This is a genomic window from Kosakonia oryzae, assembly GCF_001658025.2.
In the GTDB taxonomy this organism is placed as follows: domain Bacteria; phylum Pseudomonadota; class Gammaproteobacteria; order Enterobacterales; family Enterobacteriaceae; genus Kosakonia; species Kosakonia oryzae.
Map to the genome: position 1 here is coordinate 4,498,015 of NZ_CP014007.2, position 16,148 is coordinate 4,514,162.

At 53.4% G+C, this 16,148-nt stretch carries 14 protein-coding genes; 3 read left to right on the top strand and 11 right to left on the bottom strand.

What is annotated here, in order from left to right; genetic code table 11:
• From mraY to leuO, 11 genes are all read right to left on the bottom strand, one after another.
• Positions 1 to 1,083 (bottom strand): phospho-N-acetylmuramoyl-pentapeptide-transferase, encoded by a 1,083-nt coding sequence (gene mraY, locus AWR26_RS21325; RefSeq protein ID WP_007373145.1) that lies wholly within the window; start codon positions 1,081 to 1,083, stop codon positions 1 to 3.
• Positions 1,077 to 2,435, bottom strand: a complete 1,359-nt coding sequence (gene murF / locus AWR26_RS21330; RefSeq protein ID WP_064568433.1) for a UDP-N-acetylmuramoyl-tripeptide--D-alanyl-D-alanine ligase — start codon at positions 2,433 to 2,435, stop codon at positions 1,077 to 1,079. The genes mraY and murF overlap by 7 nt, the downstream gene beginning before the upstream one ends.
• Positions 2,432 to 3,919, bottom strand: coding sequence for a UDP-N-acetylmuramoyl-L-alanyl-D-glutamate--2,6-diaminopimelate ligase (gene murE / locus AWR26_RS21335; RefSeq protein WP_064568434.1), 1,488 nt, complete (start codon positions 3,917 to 3,919; stop codon positions 2,432 to 2,434). Before murE ends, murF begins: the two co-directional genes overlap by 4 nt.
• Positions 3,906 to 5,672, bottom strand: a complete 1,767-nt coding sequence (locus tag AWR26_RS21340; protein WP_043955016.1) for a peptidoglycan glycosyltransferase FtsI — start codon at positions 5,670 to 5,672, stop codon at positions 3,906 to 3,908. The genes murE and AWR26_RS21340 overlap by 14 nt, the downstream gene beginning before the upstream one ends.
• A 25-nt stretch (positions 5,673 to 5,697) precedes the next feature.
• The gene (ftsL, locus tag AWR26_RS21345) at positions 5,698 to 6,063 is read right to left on the bottom strand and encodes a cell division protein FtsL (RefSeq protein ID WP_007373141.1); all 366 of its coding nucleotides are present in this window, start codon (positions 6,061 to 6,063) and stop codon (positions 5,698 to 5,700) included.
• Entirely contained in the window at positions 6,060 to 7,001 is a 942-nt protein-coding gene (rsmH, locus tag AWR26_RS21350) for a 16S rRNA (cytosine(1402)-N(4))-methyltransferase RsmH (protein WP_064569080.1), read from the bottom strand. Before rsmH ends, ftsL begins: the two co-directional genes overlap by 4 nt.
• A 2-nt stretch (positions 7,002 to 7,003) precedes the next feature.
• Complete coding sequence (mraZ, locus tag AWR26_RS21355; RefSeq protein ID WP_064568435.1) at positions 7,004 to 7,462, bottom strand: division/cell wall cluster transcriptional repressor MraZ; 459 nt, start codon at positions 7,460 to 7,462, stop codon at positions 7,004 to 7,006.
• 617 nt (positions 7,463 to 8,079) lie between these two features.
• Positions 8,080 to 9,084 (bottom strand): catabolite repressor/activator, encoded by a 1,005-nt coding sequence (cra, locus tag AWR26_RS21360; RefSeq protein ID WP_043955019.1) that lies wholly within the window; start codon positions 9,082 to 9,084, stop codon positions 8,080 to 8,082.
• A 177-nt stretch (positions 9,085 to 9,261) separates the two neighbouring features.
• Positions 9,262 to 9,753 carry an acetolactate synthase small subunit gene (gene ilvN / locus AWR26_RS21365; protein WP_007373137.1) on the bottom strand — a complete coding sequence of 164 codons (492 nt, stop codon included), beginning with the start codon at positions 9,751 to 9,753 and terminating at the stop codon, positions 9,262 to 9,264.
• Positions 9,754 to 9,755: 2 nt separating this feature from the next.
• The gene (ilvI, locus tag AWR26_RS21370; protein ID WP_064568436.1) at positions 9,756 to 11,480 is read right to left on the bottom strand and encodes an acetolactate synthase 3 large subunit; all 1,725 of its coding nucleotides are present in this window, start codon (positions 11,478 to 11,480) and stop codon (positions 9,756 to 9,758) included.
• Between the two features lie 385 nt (positions 11,481 to 11,865).
• Positions 11,866 to 12,828, bottom strand: coding sequence for a transcriptional regulator LeuO (gene leuO / locus AWR26_RS21375; RefSeq protein WP_043955021.1), 963 nt, complete (start codon positions 12,826 to 12,828; stop codon positions 11,866 to 11,868).
• 477 nt (positions 12,829 to 13,305) lie between these two features.
• Here leuO and leuL point away from each other — a divergent pair, with 477 nt between their 5' ends.
• The 3 genes from leuL (at position 13,306) to leuB (ending at position 16,147) form a co-directional block, all read left to right on the top strand.
• Positions 13,306 to 13,392 carry a leu operon leader peptide gene (leuL, locus tag AWR26_RS25915; RefSeq protein ID WP_107146878.1) on the top strand — a complete coding sequence of 29 codons (87 nt, stop codon included), beginning with the start codon at positions 13,306 to 13,308 and terminating at the stop codon, positions 13,390 to 13,392.
• Positions 13,393 to 13,484: 92 nt separating this feature from the next.
• Entirely contained in the window at positions 13,485 to 15,056 is a 1,572-nt protein-coding gene (gene leuA / locus AWR26_RS21385) for a 2-isopropylmalate synthase (RefSeq protein ID WP_064568437.1), read from the top strand.
• Entirely contained in the window at positions 15,056 to 16,147 is a 1,092-nt protein-coding gene (gene leuB / locus AWR26_RS21390; protein ID WP_064568438.1) for a 3-isopropylmalate dehydrogenase, read from the top strand. The genes leuA and leuB overlap by 1 nt, the downstream gene beginning before the upstream one ends.
• The last annotated feature ends 1 nt before the right edge of the window (position 16,148 follow it).

Consider the following 16,148-nt stretch of genomic DNA (forward strand, 5'->3'; position numbering starts at 1 on the left):
TTAACGTACCTTCAGCGTTGCCAGGCCAATCAGCACCAGCATCAGCGAAATAATCCAGAAGCGCACGATCACGCGCGGTTCCGGCCAGCCTTTCAGTTCATAGTGATGGTGAATCGGCGCCATGCGGAAAATACGCTGACCGCGCAATTTAAACGACCCCACCTGCAAAATCACCGACAGAGTTTCCACCACGAACACCCCGCCCATAATCACCAGCAAGAACTCCTGGCGCAGCAGCACGGCAATAATTCCCAACGCGCCGCCGAGAGCCAGTGAACCCACATCCCCCATGAAAACCTGCGCCGGATAGGTGTTGAACCACAAAAAGCCCAGCCCGGCACCGACAATCGCCGTGCAGACGATCACCAGCTCGCCCGCGTGACGCAGATAAGGGATATGCAGGTAGTTAGCAAAATTCATGTTACCGGTAGCCCAGGCCACCAGCGCAAAGCCCGCGGCGACAAACACCGTCGGCATAATTGCCAGACCGTCAAGACCGTCCGTCAAGTTAACGGCGTTGCCGGTGCCGACAATCACAAAGTAAGCCAGCAGAATGTAGAAAAGGCCCAGTTGCGGCATCACATCTTTAAAGAACGGCACCACCAGCTCTGTCGCTGGCGTATCTTTCCCCGCCAGGTAAAGCGCAAACGCAACGCCCAGCGCAATCAGTGACATCCAGAAATATTTCCAGCGAGCAATCAGGCCCTTGGTATCTTTACGCACCACTTTGCGGTAATCGTCAACGAAACCAATCGCACCGTAACCTACCAGTACAACCAGCACGCACCAGACATACGGGTTAGAGGGATAAGCCCACAGCAGTACGGAAACCACGATTGCCGTGAGGATCATAATTCCCCCCATCGTTGGCGTGCCGCGTTTACTGAAATGCGACTCCGGACCGTCGTTACGCACAACCTGGCCGAAAGAGAGTTTTTGCAAACGGGCAATCATGCGCGGCCCCATCCAAAGAGAGATGAAGAGCGCGGTCAGCAGGCTGACAATGGCGCGAAACGTCAGATAGGAAAAGACGTTAAAGCCGGAATAATATTTGACCAAATGTTCGGCCAGCCACACTAACATGTTCCATTCTCCTGTAATTCGCGCACCACCTCTTCCATGGCGGAACTACGTGAACCTTTCACCAAAATGGTAATAATCTGCTGTTCAGCGATCAGCGCCTTCAAACGCGCCACCACTGCCGCTTTATCGTTAAAATGTTCGCCAACACCGCTGGCAGCGCTCAGAGCCTTGCTCAGCTTACCGACGCTCAGCACTTTATCGATACCGACGCCTTTCGCCGCTTCACCCACCTGAATGTGGCAGGCTTCGCTCTCATCGCCTAACTCTGCCATATCGCCCACCACCATCACCCGGTAACCCGGCATTTCCGCCAGCACATGTGCAGCGGCGGTCATTGAACCGACGTTGGCGTTGTAGGTGTCATCGAGCAGCAATTTATTTTCACCCAGTTGCACCGGGAACAGACGCCCCGGCACCGCTTTCAGGTTTGCCAACCCTTGTTTCACTGCCGCCAGGCTGGCACCCACTGCCATCGCCAGCGAGGTCGCTGCCAGCGCATTAGCAATATTGTGTCGTCCCGGCAACGGCAGCGTCACATCCACATTGCCCATCGGGGTTTGCAGCGTGAACTCAGTTCCGTGAGAGGTCACATGAATGTTGGTAGCCGTAAAATCACTGTTCGCCGCATTTGGCGAGAAGCGCCACACTTTGCGATCGCCAATAATGCTCTGCCAGTTCAGCCAGTCGTTATTGTCAGCATTCATGATTGCCACACCGTTGGCAGGCAAGCCGGTGTAGATTTCACCTTTAGCTTTCGCCACGCCCGCAAGCGATCCAAAACCTTCCAGGTGCGCCGCCGCCAGGTTATTGACCAGAGCCGCCTCCGGGCGGGTAAGCCCGACGGTCCAGGCGATTTCGCCCTGGTGATTCGCACCCAGCTCAATCACCGCGTATTGATGTTCTTTGGTTAAACGCAGCAGCGTCATCGGCACGCCGACATCGTTGTTCAGGTTTCCTGCGGTATAAAGCGTGTTGCCACATTCACTCAGAATGGCGGCCGTCATCTCTTTCACCGAGGTTTTACCGGAAGAGCCGGTTAGCGCTACCACACGCGTCGGTACCTGCTGACGAACCCAGGCGCCCAGCTCGCCAAACGCCTGACGAGTGTCCTTGACCAGCAGTTGCGGCAGATCGCAGTCCAGCTTACGGCTAACCAGCAGCGCGCCCGCGCCGCCCGCTTTAGCCTGATCGGCAAAATCATGGGCGTCGAAACGCTCTCCCTTCAACGCCACAAAGAGGCAGCCAGGCGTTAGTTTGCGGGTATCGCTGGTCACCGCATCAATCGTCGCATCCTGACCGTGCAATTCACCGTGCAGAATGCCGGCAAGCTGGCTAAGGGTTACGCTAATCATGCCACTACCCCCAGCAAACGTGCGGCGGTGACGCGATCGGAGTAATCCAGTCGGTGCGTCCCGACAATTTGATAATCTTCATGGCCTTTGCCGGCCAGCAGAACCACATCATTCTCTTTCGCTTGCATAATGGTGTTGGTTACGGCTTCGGCACGGCCTTCCACCACATGCGCACGCCCCGCATCCAGCATGCCAGCGAGAATATCGTTGATAATGGCGCGCGGCTCTTCAGTGCGCGGGTTATCGTCCGTCACCACCGGCACATCGGCGAACTGCTCGGCAATCGCGCCCATGAGCGGACGTTTACCTTTATCGCGATCGCCACCGCAGCCAAACACACACCACAGTTGACCGGTGCAGTGCAGGCGTGCAGCCAGTAAGGCTTTTTCCAGCGCATCCGGCGTATGGGCATAATCCACCACCACCGTCGGTTTACCCGGCGCACTAAATACTTCCATGCGTCCACAAACCGGCTGCAACTGTGAAGCGGTTTTCAGCAAATCGCTTAACGGATACCCCAGCGCCAGCAGCGTTGCCAGCGCCAGCAGCAGGTTACTGACGTTAAACGCCCCCATCAGGCGGCTTTCGATTTCACCTTGACCCCATGAAGAGTCAAAACGAATAGTCGCGCCGCTATCGTGGTATTCCACGCCGGTCGCCTTGAGCCAGCGGCCGTGACAATCCGGGTTGATATGGTCTTCCATCGATACCGCAACCGCATCAGGCAGATTCGCTAACCAGCGGCGGCCCACTTCGTCATCGGCATTGATAATCGCCTGCCCGTAGTGGTGAGAGGAGAACAGCAGCCATTTCGCCGCTTCGTAGTGCGCCATATCGCCGTGATAATCGAGGTGATCGCGGCTTAAATTGGTAAATACGCCTGCGGCAAACTTCAGCGCCGCCACGCGATGCTGCACCAGACCATGGGAAGAGACTTCCATCGCGGCAAACGTCGCTTTCTGCGCAGCCAGCCCGGCAATCACATGCTGAACATCCACCGCAGAGCCGGTGGTGTTTTCCGTCGGGATGACTTTCCCCAGCAGACCATTTCCGACCGTCCCCATCACTGCACTGGTTTCGCCCACCAATTGGCTCCACTGCGCCAGCAATTGAGTGGTCGTGGTTTTGCCGTTGGTGCCAGTTACGCCAATCAGGCGCAATTGTTCAGATGGCTCGCCGTAAAAACGGCCCGCCAGCGCGGAAAGGCGCTCATTCAACTGGCTGAGGTAAATGACCGGAACACCGTGCATTTCACGAATTTCACCGTCATTTGCTTCGTCTTTCGCTTCAGCAATAATGGCAGCAACACCTTGCGCAATCGCCTGCGGGATATATCGACGCCCGTCCGCCTGATGACCGACCACCGCCACAAAGAGATCGCCCGATGCAGCCGCACGGCTGTCGAGTGTCATCTCCCGCAGTGCTCGCTCCGGTGCGCCTGGCACCCACGGAGCGAGAAGGTCGCGCAAATTACGATCTGCCACCTGTACCCTCGCCTTGATTAATTACAAACTCACTTTTTTCGCCCGTGGTCAGCGCGTCCGGCTCAATGTTCATGGTGCGCAGAACGCCGCCCATGATGGCACCGAAGACCGGTGCGGACACGGCACCACCGTAGTATTTACCCGCTTGCGGATCGTTAATCACCACCACCAGCGCAAAGCGCGGGCGGCTGGCAGGCGCGACGCCAGCGGTGTAAGCAATATATTTGTTGATATAACGACCATCCGGGCCGACTTTTTTCGCCGTCCCGGTTTTGATAGCAATGCGATAGCCTTTGATGGCCGCTTTCACCCCGCCGCCGCCAGGCAGCGCAACGCTCTCCATCATATGCACCACGGTGCGCACGATAGACTCATTGAAAATGCGTTCGCCCGGCACGGGCGGGTCAACTTTGGTAATCGACAGAGGACGGTAGATACCGTAACTGCCAATCGTTGCGTAGACTCGCGCTAACTGTAACGGCGTTACCATTAGCCCATAGCCGAAAGAGAAGGTGGCCCTCTCTATGTCAGACCACCGTTGTTTTTGAGGAAATAAGCCACTGCGTTCCCCGACCATCCCCAAATTGGTCGTTTTTCCCAGTCCAAAACGTGAGTAAGTATCTACTAACGCTGAGGAGGGCATCGCTAACGCCAACTTCGATACACCGACGTTACTCGACTTTTGTAGCACCCCGGTAAGGGTCAATTCGCTGTAGCGCGCCACGTCTTTGATTTCGTGGCCGTTAATTCGGTATGGCACGGTGTTCAACACCGTATTTGGCGTGACGACACCGCGCTGCAGCGCCGTCATTACCACCATCGGTTTCACCGTCGAACCTGGTTCAAAAACGTCGGTGATCGCGCGGTTACGCATTGCATCTTTCGACGTACCGGTGAAGTTGTTCGGGTTGTAGGAAGGGCTGTTGGCCATTGCCAATACTTCGCCGGTGTTCACATCGACCAGCACTGCGCTTCCTGATTCTGCCTTGTTAAACGCCACCGCGTTATTCAGCTCGCGGTAAACCAGCGCCTGCAAGCGTTCATCAATGCTCAGCGCCAGGTTATGCGCAGCCTGACTGTCGGTGGAGGAGATATCTTCGATAACGCGCCCGTAGCGGTCTTTACGCACAATACGTTCGCCAGGCTGACCGGTAAGCCATTTGTCAAAGCTCTTCTCGACGCCTTCGATCCCCTGACTATCGACGTTAGTAAAACCGATAAGGTGAGCGGTCACTTCCCCGGAAGGGTAATAACGGCGGGATTCTTCACGCAGATGAATCCCCGGCAACTTGAGCTTCTTAATGTAATCGCCGAGGTCGGGGTTCACCTGGCGCGCCAGATAGATAAAACGCATCTTCGGGTTGGCGTTAATGCGGGAAGCCAACTGATCCAGTGGCATGTTCAGCGCGTCAGAGAGCGCTTTCCAGCGGTTATCCAGCGTGACGCCGCCAGCATCGTGTAACTCTTTTGGATCGGCCCAAATCGCTTTCACCGGCACACTGACAGCCAGCGGACGCCCGGAACGGTCGGTAATCATTCCACGCGACGTTGCAACTTCCTGCACGCGCAGAGAACGCATATCCCCTTCGCGCACCAGCATCTCCGGATTGATAACTTGCAGCCAGGCGACACGCCCAAGCAGAAACGCCATCGCCAGCAGAATGCAACCGCAAAGCAACGCAAAACGCCAACTCACAAAGTTGGCCTGTTCTTCCTGGCGTTTCGGTTTAAGCGTTTTCGCCGCTGCTTTCATGCGTCGCGTAATTCCTTATTCATGCCTATTTCTGCACTACGATATTTTCCTGAGAGGGATCCACGTGCTGCATTTGCAGCTTTTCCGTCGCAATCCGTTCCACCCGGCTATGATCGCCAAGCGCATTCTCTTCAAGAATCAGGTTGCGCCATTCGATATCCAGCGCGTCGCGCTCGAGAACCAGTTGTTCACGCTGCGCGGTTAATAAACGTGTGTGGTGAGAGGTAGTGACAACCGTCACTGCCGTCATGATGATGCAAATGAACAGACAGAGTGGCAGTTTCCCAAATCGCAAAAGATCGTCGCCGATCACGCCAGGCAAGGCATGGCGCTCGTTGCTTCCTAACGATCCTTTCACTTTGCTTAGGGTTTCTGTCACTCTGCCGATCATGCGTTCGTCCTCTCTGCAATGCGCAGAACTGAACTACGGGCACGTGGGTTTTCAGCCACTTCTTCTTCACCCGGCATCAACTTTCCTAAGGCTCGCAACTGACGGCCACCCAGTTTCCTGAGTTGCTCTTCGGTCATCGGCAACCCGGCAGGAACCTGCGGGCCGCGGCTTTGCTCACGCATGAAGCGTTTCACAATGCGGTCTTCCAGTGAATGGAAGCTAATGACCGAAAGCCGCCCTCCCGGGGCAAGCACGCCGAGCGAGTTTTTTAGCGCCAGCTCTATTTCCTCCAGTTCACTGTTTACCCAAATGCGCACCGCCTGGAAGGTACGGGTCGCGGGATGTTTGAACTTGTCTTTCACCGGTGTTGCCGCCGCAACGACTTCCGCCAGCTCTTTAGTGCGGGTCATCGGCTCGAGGCGGTTGCGCTCTACAATGGCGCGCGCGATACGTTTAGCAAAACGCTCCTCGCCAAAGGTTTTCAGCACCCAGGCGATGTCCGCCTCTTCAGCTGTTTGCAGCCATTCGGCAGCAGACTGGCCGCGGGTGGGATCCATCCGCATATCGAGCGGGCCATCGCGCATAAAGGAGAAACCGCGCTCAGGATCGTCAAGCTGCGGTGAAGAGACACCAAGATCGAGAAGAATACCGTCGATCTTGCCAACAAGTTCGCGCTCGCTGACATAATCAGCAAGCGCAGAGAAAGGACCATGAATGATGGAGAAGCGGGGATCATCAATGGTTTGGGCTACAGCAATTGCCTGTGGATCGCGATCGATCGCCAACAAGCGTCCTTCCGCACCCAAACGGGAGAGGATCAGGCGCGAGTGACCACCGCGACCAAAAGTGCCATCGATGTAGATGCCATCCGGACGAATATTCAGGCCATTAACGGCCTCATCCAGCAGCACCGTCGTATGTTTAAAATTTTCCATCATCATTACAGAGACAAATCCTGCAACCGATCTGAAAGTGCTTCAGAACCCGATTGCTCAGCGTCGATATCTTCCTTGACCTGTTGATACCAGGTCGTTTCGTCCCACAGCTCAAATTTATTGAACTGCCCGACCAGCATCACTTCTTTGGTTAGCCCGGCATGCTGCCGTAAAACAGGCGCAATCAATAAACGCCCGGCGCTATCCATCTGGCACTCGCTGGCATGCCCCAGCAATAAACGTTGTACGCGTCGCTCAAGCGGGTTCATGCTCGACAGGCGCGCCAGTTTTTGCTCAATAATTTCCCATTCAGGAAGGGGATAAAGCAGCAGACATGAATGGCGAATGTCGATGGTACACACCATCTGACCGGAGGCATTCTCCAGCAGCATATCCCGATAACGGGTCGGAACGGCTAACCGCCCTTTGCTGTCGAGATTGACTAACGTCGCGCCACGGAACATGTCCGATTCACCCCCAAGTGACCCTTTTCACCACTTTATCCCACAAATCCCCACCAACGGAGTTTACGGAGCGGAGGAAAAGCTTGTCAAGCCAGCACAAAGGCTAACCAGAACAAAAGATCTCTTATTTGCAGCGAATATCTGCAAAGGTGAAATAGTGCTCAACTTACGAGGCAAATTAACGTCATGAATATTTGCAAGAAAAAAAACAGAATATGCGTATCCGCGTTTAAAACCATTTGATTCCTGCGCGCGAAATATAAAGTGTCAGTTTGCGACGCGGGCGGCATTTTAAGACATATCGACCCAACTGAACAGCACCAGTTGCATTCGTTCACATTGAGCGCGACGGCTGATCCACTAAGGAAATAGCCATACGCCGATAATGGATGCTAAGGAGAAAGGTAACACTTTTCTGAGATGTAACAATTTAAGACAGAAATCATGATTACTGCTTTAAAAATATCCTTTTAAAACCACATTTAAAGAGCAATTAGAATTAACTCATCTCGCCCCGTTTAAAAATTAAGGATTTATCTTAGGAGCCAACAGGGAATAATTTGATTCAAGGTAAAACAACAAACAAAAAAGGCAACTTACGCTGCCTTTATCTGAACTTATACGCGACTTAATATCCCGCGACGATAGAGATTACGCCGGATACGGCTAAGCCCCGCTTTCGGCTTACGCGGTTCGTCGAGGCTTGCCAGTACAATTTCCAGAACCCGCTCCGCAACATCGCGATGGCGCTGCGCCACCGCCAGTACCGGGCATTGCAGGAAATCGAGCAGCTCGTGATCGCCAAAAGTCGCGATCGCCAGATCCGACGGCAATTTACCGTCGCGACGTAACGTAACGTCAAGCACGCCCTGCAATAATGCAAACGAGGTTATAAACATCGCCTGCGGCATCGGGTTGGTTTCCAGCCATTTATCAAATAGCTGAGCGGCGGCTTCACGCTCGTAGCTATTGGCATAGAGATACTGCACTTCACGCGGGTCATCTTTCCACGCCGTGCGGAAGCCTTGCTCGCGCAGGAAACTGACAGAGAGCTCTGGTAACGCCCCAAGGTAAAGCACGCGCTCCGCCGGAAACTTACGCAGCTCTGCGGCCAACATCTCCGAATCATCCTGATCGGCGCCAACAACGCTGGTGAAGTGTTCACGATCCAACGCGCGATCCAGTGCGACAATCGGGAAGGAATCATTGGCCCAGCGCTGATAGAACGGATGCTCTGGCGGCAATGAGGTGGAAACAATAATAGCGTCCACCTGCCGCTGCAAAAGGTGCTCGATACAGCGCATTTCATTATCGGGTTGATCTTCCGAGCAGGCGATCAGCAACTGGTAACCGCGCTGACGCGCCTGGCGCTCCAGATAGTTGGCTATGCGGGTGTAACTTGTGTTTTCAAGATCGGGGATCACCAGCCCAATCGAACGAGTGCGTCCTGCGCGCAGGCCAGCCGCCACCGCATTCGGGTGGTAGTTATGCTCACGAACAACCGCCATCACTTTCTCAACGGTTTTGTCGCTGACACGATACTGCTTCGCCTTACCATTGATGACGTAGCTTGCCGTGGTTCGTGAGACGCCGGCTAGCCGGGCGATTTCATCCAGTTTCACAATTGCCCCTTAAATTGATGTACTCCATAACCTTTTTAGGGATATAGGTTAAAACCCTTAACATCTAAGCGCAGAATACTCAGTCCGGCAACCGCTTTCGTGTCTGGTTCCGGCGGATTTCGCAAAAAAAAGCCCGGCGTAGAACACCGGGCCTGTAAATATGGAAGGTTATTCTATTCAGCGCATGATTTTATCGCCGCGCGACAACCCCACCACACCGGAGCGCGCAACTTCAACAATCTTCGCCACATCACGAATCGTGGCTAAAAACGCATCCAGCTTGTCACTGGTGCCCGCGAGCTGAACCGTGTAAATCGACGGCGTAACATCAATGATCTGTCCGCGGAAGATCTCAGCGTTGCGTTTCACCTCTTCGCGACCGTAGCCGCTGGCCTGAATCTTCACCAGCATGATTTCACGCTCAACATATGCCCCCTGCCCCAGCTCGTTCACACGTAACACATCGACCAGCTTGTGCAGTTGCTTTTCGATCTGCTCCAGAACCTTTTGATCGCCGACAGTCTGGATCGTCATCCGCGATAAGGTGGGATCGTCAGTCGGCGCAACGGTCAGGCTTTCTATGTTGTAACCGCGCTGAGAGAACAGGCCAATCACGCGCGATAACGCGCCCGATTCATTTTCCAGTAGTACAGACAGTATCCGGCGCATAATCAGGTTCTCTCCGTTTTGCTTAACCACATCTCATCCATGCCGCCGCCGCGGATCTGCATCGGATAAACGTGTTCACTACCATCAACGGTAACGTCAACAAACACCAGGCGATTGTTTTTCACCTGCTCCAGCGCTTCCGCCAGCTTCGCCTCCAGCTCATCCGGACGCGTAATACGGATTCCCACATGGCCATAAGCTTCTGCCAGGCGCGCAAAATCAGGCAGCGACTCCATATAAGATTGTGAATGGCGGCCGGAATAGATCATGTCCTGCCACTGCTTCACCATCCCCAGATAGCGGTTATTGAGGTTCAATACCAACACCGGCAGTTCATACTGCAAGGCCGTAGAGAGTTCCTGAATGTTCATCTGGATACTGCCATCGCCGGTCACGCAGATAACCGTCTCCTCGGGCAGTGCCATCTTCACGCCGAGCGCGGCGGGTAAACCAAAACCCATCGTGCCCAGCCCACCGGAGTTGATCCAGCGGCGCGGTTTATCAAAACGGTAATAGAGTGCGGCAAACATCTGATGCTGGCCAACATCGGAAGTAACGTAAGCGTCGCCATTCGTCAAACGCCAGATAGCTTCAATCACTGCCTGCGGTTTGATCTTTTCACTCTGGGTGTCATATTTCAGGCACTGACGCGCGCGCCACTGTTCAATGCGCAACCACCAGTCACGGATCTCATCCAGCGGCTGCGGCTGCTCTTCCTGCTCCAGCAGTTCGAGCATCTGTTCCAGAACCAGCCGCGCATCGCCGACAATTGGCACATCCGCCTGTACGGTCTTGGAAATGGAGGTGGGGTCGATATCGATATGCAGAACCGTCGCATCCGGACAGTACTTCGCCAGGTTATTGGTAGTGCGATCGTCAAAACGCACGCCAACCGCGAAAATGACATCGGAGTGGTGCATCGTCATATTGGCTTCGTAAGTCCCGTGCATGCCCAGCATACCCAGCGCCTGTCGATGCGACGCCGGAAACGCGCCCAGCCCCATCAAGGAAGAGACCACGGGCAAATTCAATTTTTCGGCCAACTGGCGCAACTGAGCTTCGCACGCGGAGTTAATCGCACCGCCGCCCACATAGACCACCGGCCTCTTCGCCGCCACCAGCGTTTGCAAAGCGCGCTTGATTTGCCCTTTGTGCCCCTGCGTCGTCGGGTTATAAGATCGCATGCTGACCGATTCCGGCCAGAAATAGGGCAGCTTGTTGGCCGGGTTCATAATATCTTTCGGCAGATCCACCACCACCGGCCCCGGACGCCCACTGGCAGCCAGCCAGAACGCTTTCTTTAATACGCCGGGAATGTCTTCGGTTTGTTTGACCAGGAAACTGTGCTTCACCACCGGACGGGAAATCCCCACCATGTCGCACTCCTGGAACGCGTCATAGCCAATCAGCGACGTCGCAACCTGCCCGGAAAGCACCACCAGCGGGATGGAATCCATATAAGCAGTAGCGATACCCGTGATTGCATTCGTCGCACCAGGGCCAGACGTGACCAGTACCACCCCAACCTCACCCGTTGCCCGCGCAAGCCCATCGGCCATATGCACAGCCGCCTGCTCATGACGTACCAACACATGTTCAATACCGCCAACAGTATGCAGGGCATCGTAGATATCAAGGACCGCGCCTCCGGGGTAGCCGAATACTTTCTTTACGCCTTGATCGATAAGCGATCGGACGACCATCTCGGCTCCAGACAACATCTCCATGCTTTGCCTCCAGGCTTATATTTGTCGACTGGCGGCGGAACTCATTTCCGCGCTGTCGCTCTGTTCAGAGCAGGAAATCCTGCATTCTGATTATGAATGGCAGTTACCATAACCGCTCAAAATCTGGCAGGCAATTAGCAAACTGCCGGGGTCAATAACGTACAAAAGAGGAAAAACAACGCGAGAACAGCAGATTTGGTGAAAACATCTGTAATAAGGAAAGACGATGACCATTCATCATCCAAATGGCAGGTTGTACAGAAAATCATGCATTTTTAGCACAACGAGGGGAAGTCGCTGACGACCGAAATTAAAATAAAATACTACCCAGGCAAGATTAAGCAGAATAAACCGACTAAACAAGCCGGTCTATTCTGCGAGCGTATTACAGCGTACAAACCGAGGTCAGTAACTCTTCCATCCACTGATGGCCTTTATCGCGTCCTGCAGCTTCATGCCACGAGAGATAACAAGTCCGTGTATTAAGCGCCAGCGGCAAAGGCAATACCTGCAATGGCAGACCATGAGCAAACCGTTCAACCAACCAACGCGGCGCAATCGTCACTAAATGCGTTTGCGCGACAATGTTTAATACGCTGGTGACTGCCATCCCCTGATAGGCAATACGGCTCTTCTTTTCCGCCGTATCATACCAGGGCTGACTAAAGGAAGCATAACGGTCCAGCGAAACCACTGCATGTTGTTCATTGAATACATCGGCTTCCGTAACAAGATTCGCACTGCGCGGATGTTCTTTACTGGTCACCAGTACCATTTCGTCTTTAAATAATGGAACGCAAGAGAATTCCGGACGACGAAACTCTTCGTAGCCGATCACAAATTCAATTTCCTGGTAACGCAATTGATGCTCAGTACTGTGATTAAGATCGGCTTTAAACACCAGATTAATATTAGGCGCAGCCTTTTCAACGCTATTGTAAATAACTGACGTTAAGAGATTATCCAGCGGGCTGCATACACAAAGATTAAATACACGCTCACTGCTCAATGGATCAAATCCCGAGCCGGGCAGCTCATTTTGTACCAACTGCAATGCCTGACGGATTGAGCCAAACAGTTGATATGAACGCGCAGTGGGCTGAATCCCACGGCCATAGCGGACAAAGAGCTCATCGTTAAACATGACTTTAAGTCGCGCAACGGCATTACTCACTGCGGGTTGTGACATTCCCAGCGCGTGCGCCGCACGGGTAATGTTTTGTTCCTGCATCACCGCATCAAAAACGGTAAGCAAATTAAGATCTACTGAACGCAACTGTGGTTTGTCCACATCGACAATCTGATGATTATCAATAGCTTCCCCTGGAACATTGCAATCCGTCGTCATGATAAAACTCCCTTAACTGTGTAATAATAATATTCAGGAAGATGATTTATCATGCATATAGCATTATTAGAAGCATAGCGTGAAAAATTAGGAATATTTAAAGCTCCCTTTTTATATTTTTTTCAAGGATAATTGCGCCGATAAATAATGAGAAAATCAGTAGAGAGTTAATATATTTTTACTTTATCAAACATTCCGCAACTCATCTGATGATAAAGATAACAGGCATCCATTCCATAACGCAAAGCGTAAAAAGGTTGTTCTGTAAATTTATCTTTAAATTAGTGATCGCCCACTAAAAAATACTCAAAAGTGATTCGCACGAAATACGCATTTCATTCTAAGGTACAGGATAATTAACTGAAAAGCAGCCCTACAATCCATCTGTTCTGAAGATGGTTTTCAGGAACAGGGGTTGACTTTAACAGGCGTATCCAGTACCACTAAAAGCATATCGTTTTTCCTGGAGCTTGATTCATGATTCGCAACGTCGGTTTCGCTGGTCTACTACTACTAAACGCATCTCTTGTGCGCGGTAGACCGGTGGACGACATTCAGAGCTGAATTGTCTGCCAGTTAAGACAGAAAACCCGCGCCTTGGCGCGGGTTTTTTTATGCTCGTAGCGAGGCGACCTCAGATAACAAGGACCTAAACCATGAGCCAGCAAGTCGTTATTTTCGATACCACATTACGTGATGGTGAACAGGCGTTACAGGCGAGCCTGAGCGTGAAAGAGAAGCTGCAAATCGCCCTGGCGCTGGAACGTATGGGCGTAGATGTAATGGAAGTCGGCTTTCCGGTTTCCTCCCCGGGTGATTTTGAATCCGTACAAACCATCGCGCGCCAGGTGAAAAACAGCCGCGTTTGCGCCCTCGCCCGCTGTGTTGAAAAAGATATTGATGTCGCCGCAGAATCCCTGAAAGTCGCTGAAGCGTTCCGTATCCATACGTTTATCGCCACCTCGCCGATGCATATCGCCACCAAGCTGCGCAGCACGCTGGATGAAGTGATTGAACGTGCGATTTATATGGTCAAACGCGCACGTAACTATACCGATGACGTGGAATTCTCTTGTGAAGATGCAGGCCGCACGCCAATCGATGATCTGGCGCGAGTGGTCGAAGCCGCCATCAACGCCGGGGCGAAAACCATCAACATCCCGGATACCGTCGGCTACACCATGCCGTTTGAATTCGCCAATATCATCACCGGCTTGTATGACCGCGTACCGAACATCGATAAAGCCATTATCTCCGTACATACTCATGATGATTTAGGTCTGGCCGTTGGCAACGCCATCGCAGCGGTACACGCCGGTGCGCGCCAGGTTGAAGGTGCGATGAACGGTATCGGCGAACGTGCCGGTAACTGCTCGCTGGAAGAGGTGATCATGGCGATTAAGGTGCGCAAAGACATTATGAACGTGCACACCCGCATCAATCACACTGAAATCTGGCGCACCAGCCAGACTGTCAGCCAGATCTGCAATATGCCGATTCCGGCGAATAAAGCGATTGTCGGTACCGGCGCTTTCGCCCACTCCTCCGGTATTCACCAGGATGGCGTGCTGAAAAACCGCGAAAACTACGAAATCATGACCCCGGAATCCATTGGCCTGAATCAGGTGCAGTTAAACCTGACCTCTCGTTCCGGCCGTGCGGCAGTGAAACACCGGATGGAAGAGATGGGTTACCAGGAAGCCGATTACAACCTGGATAACCTGTACGAAGCGTTCCTGAAACTGGCGGATAAAAAAGGCCAGGTCTTCGATTACGACCTGGAAGCGCTGGCATTCATTAACAAACAGCAGGAAGAGCCAGAACATTTCCGTCTGGACTACTTCAGCGTGCAGTCCGGCTCCAACGACATCGCAACCGCCTCCATCAAGCTGGCCTGTGGCGATGAAATCAAAACCGAAGCCGCCAACGGTAACGGCCCGGTCGATGCCATCTACCAGGCGATTAACCGCGTCACCGAGTACGACATCGAGCTGGTGAAATATGGTCTCAGCGCCAAAGGCCACGGCAAAGATGCGCTGGGACAGGTTGATATCGTCGCCAATTATAATGGCCGCCGCTTCCACGGTGTGGGTCTGGCGACCGATATCGTTGAGTCCTCAGCCAAAGCCATGGTGCACGTGCTGAACAATATCTGGCGCGCCGCCGAAGTCGAAAAAGAGTTGCAACGCAAAGCGCAGAACAAAGAAAACAACAAGGAAACCGTGTGATGTCGAAGAATTATCATATTGCTGTGTTACCGGGCGACGGTATCGGTCCGGAAGTCATGACACAAGCCCTGAAAGTACTGGAAGCCGTGCGTAGCCGTTTTGGCATGCACATTACCACCAGCCATTATGACGTGGGCGGTATCGCCATCGATCGTCATGGCAATCCGCTGCCGCAGGCAACCGTTGAAGGCTGCGAGCAGGCCGATGCCATTCTGTTTGGCTCCGTCGGCGGCCCGAAATGGGAAAATCTGCCGCCAGCACAGCAACCGGAGCGCGGTGCCCTGCTGCCGCTGCGTAAGCATTTCAAATTATTCAGCAACCTGCGCCCGGCCAAACTGTACCAGGGGCTGGAAGCTTTCTGCCCGCTGCGTGAAGATATCGCCGCTAACGGCTTCGATATTCTGTGCGTACGTGAACTGACTGGCGGCATCTACTTCGGCCAGCCGAAAGGCCGTGAAGGCAGCGGCCAGCACGAGAAGGCCTTCGATACCGAGGTCTATCACCGTTTTGAAATCGAGCGTATCGCGCGTATTGCGTTTGAATCGGCGCGTAAACGCCGTAAAAAAGTGCACTCGATTGATAAAGCCAACGTTCTGCAAACCTCGCTGCTGTGGCGCGAAATCGTCAACGAAATCGCCAGCGAATATCAGGATGTTGAACTGGCGCACATGTATATCGACAACGCCACCATGCAACTGATTAAAGATCCGTCCCAGTTTGATGTGCTGTTGTGCTCCAACCTGTTCGGCGACATCCTCTCCGATGAGTGTGCGATGATCACCGGTTCGATGGGCATGCTGCCTTCAGCAAGCCTGAACGAACAGGGTTTTGGTCTGTACGAACCGGCGGGTGGCTCAGCCCCGGATATCGCCGGTAAAAATATTGCGAACCCGATTGCGCAGATCCTGTCGCTAGCGCTGCTGCTGCGCTACAGCCTGGACGCGGGTGAAGCGGCTTCCGCTATCGAAAGCGCAATCAACCGCGCATTAGAAGAAGGCGTGCGTACCGGTGATTTAGCCCGTGGCGCCGCAGCTGTCAGTACCGATGAAATGGGCGACATCATTGCCCGTTATGTCGCCGAAGGGGTGTAAT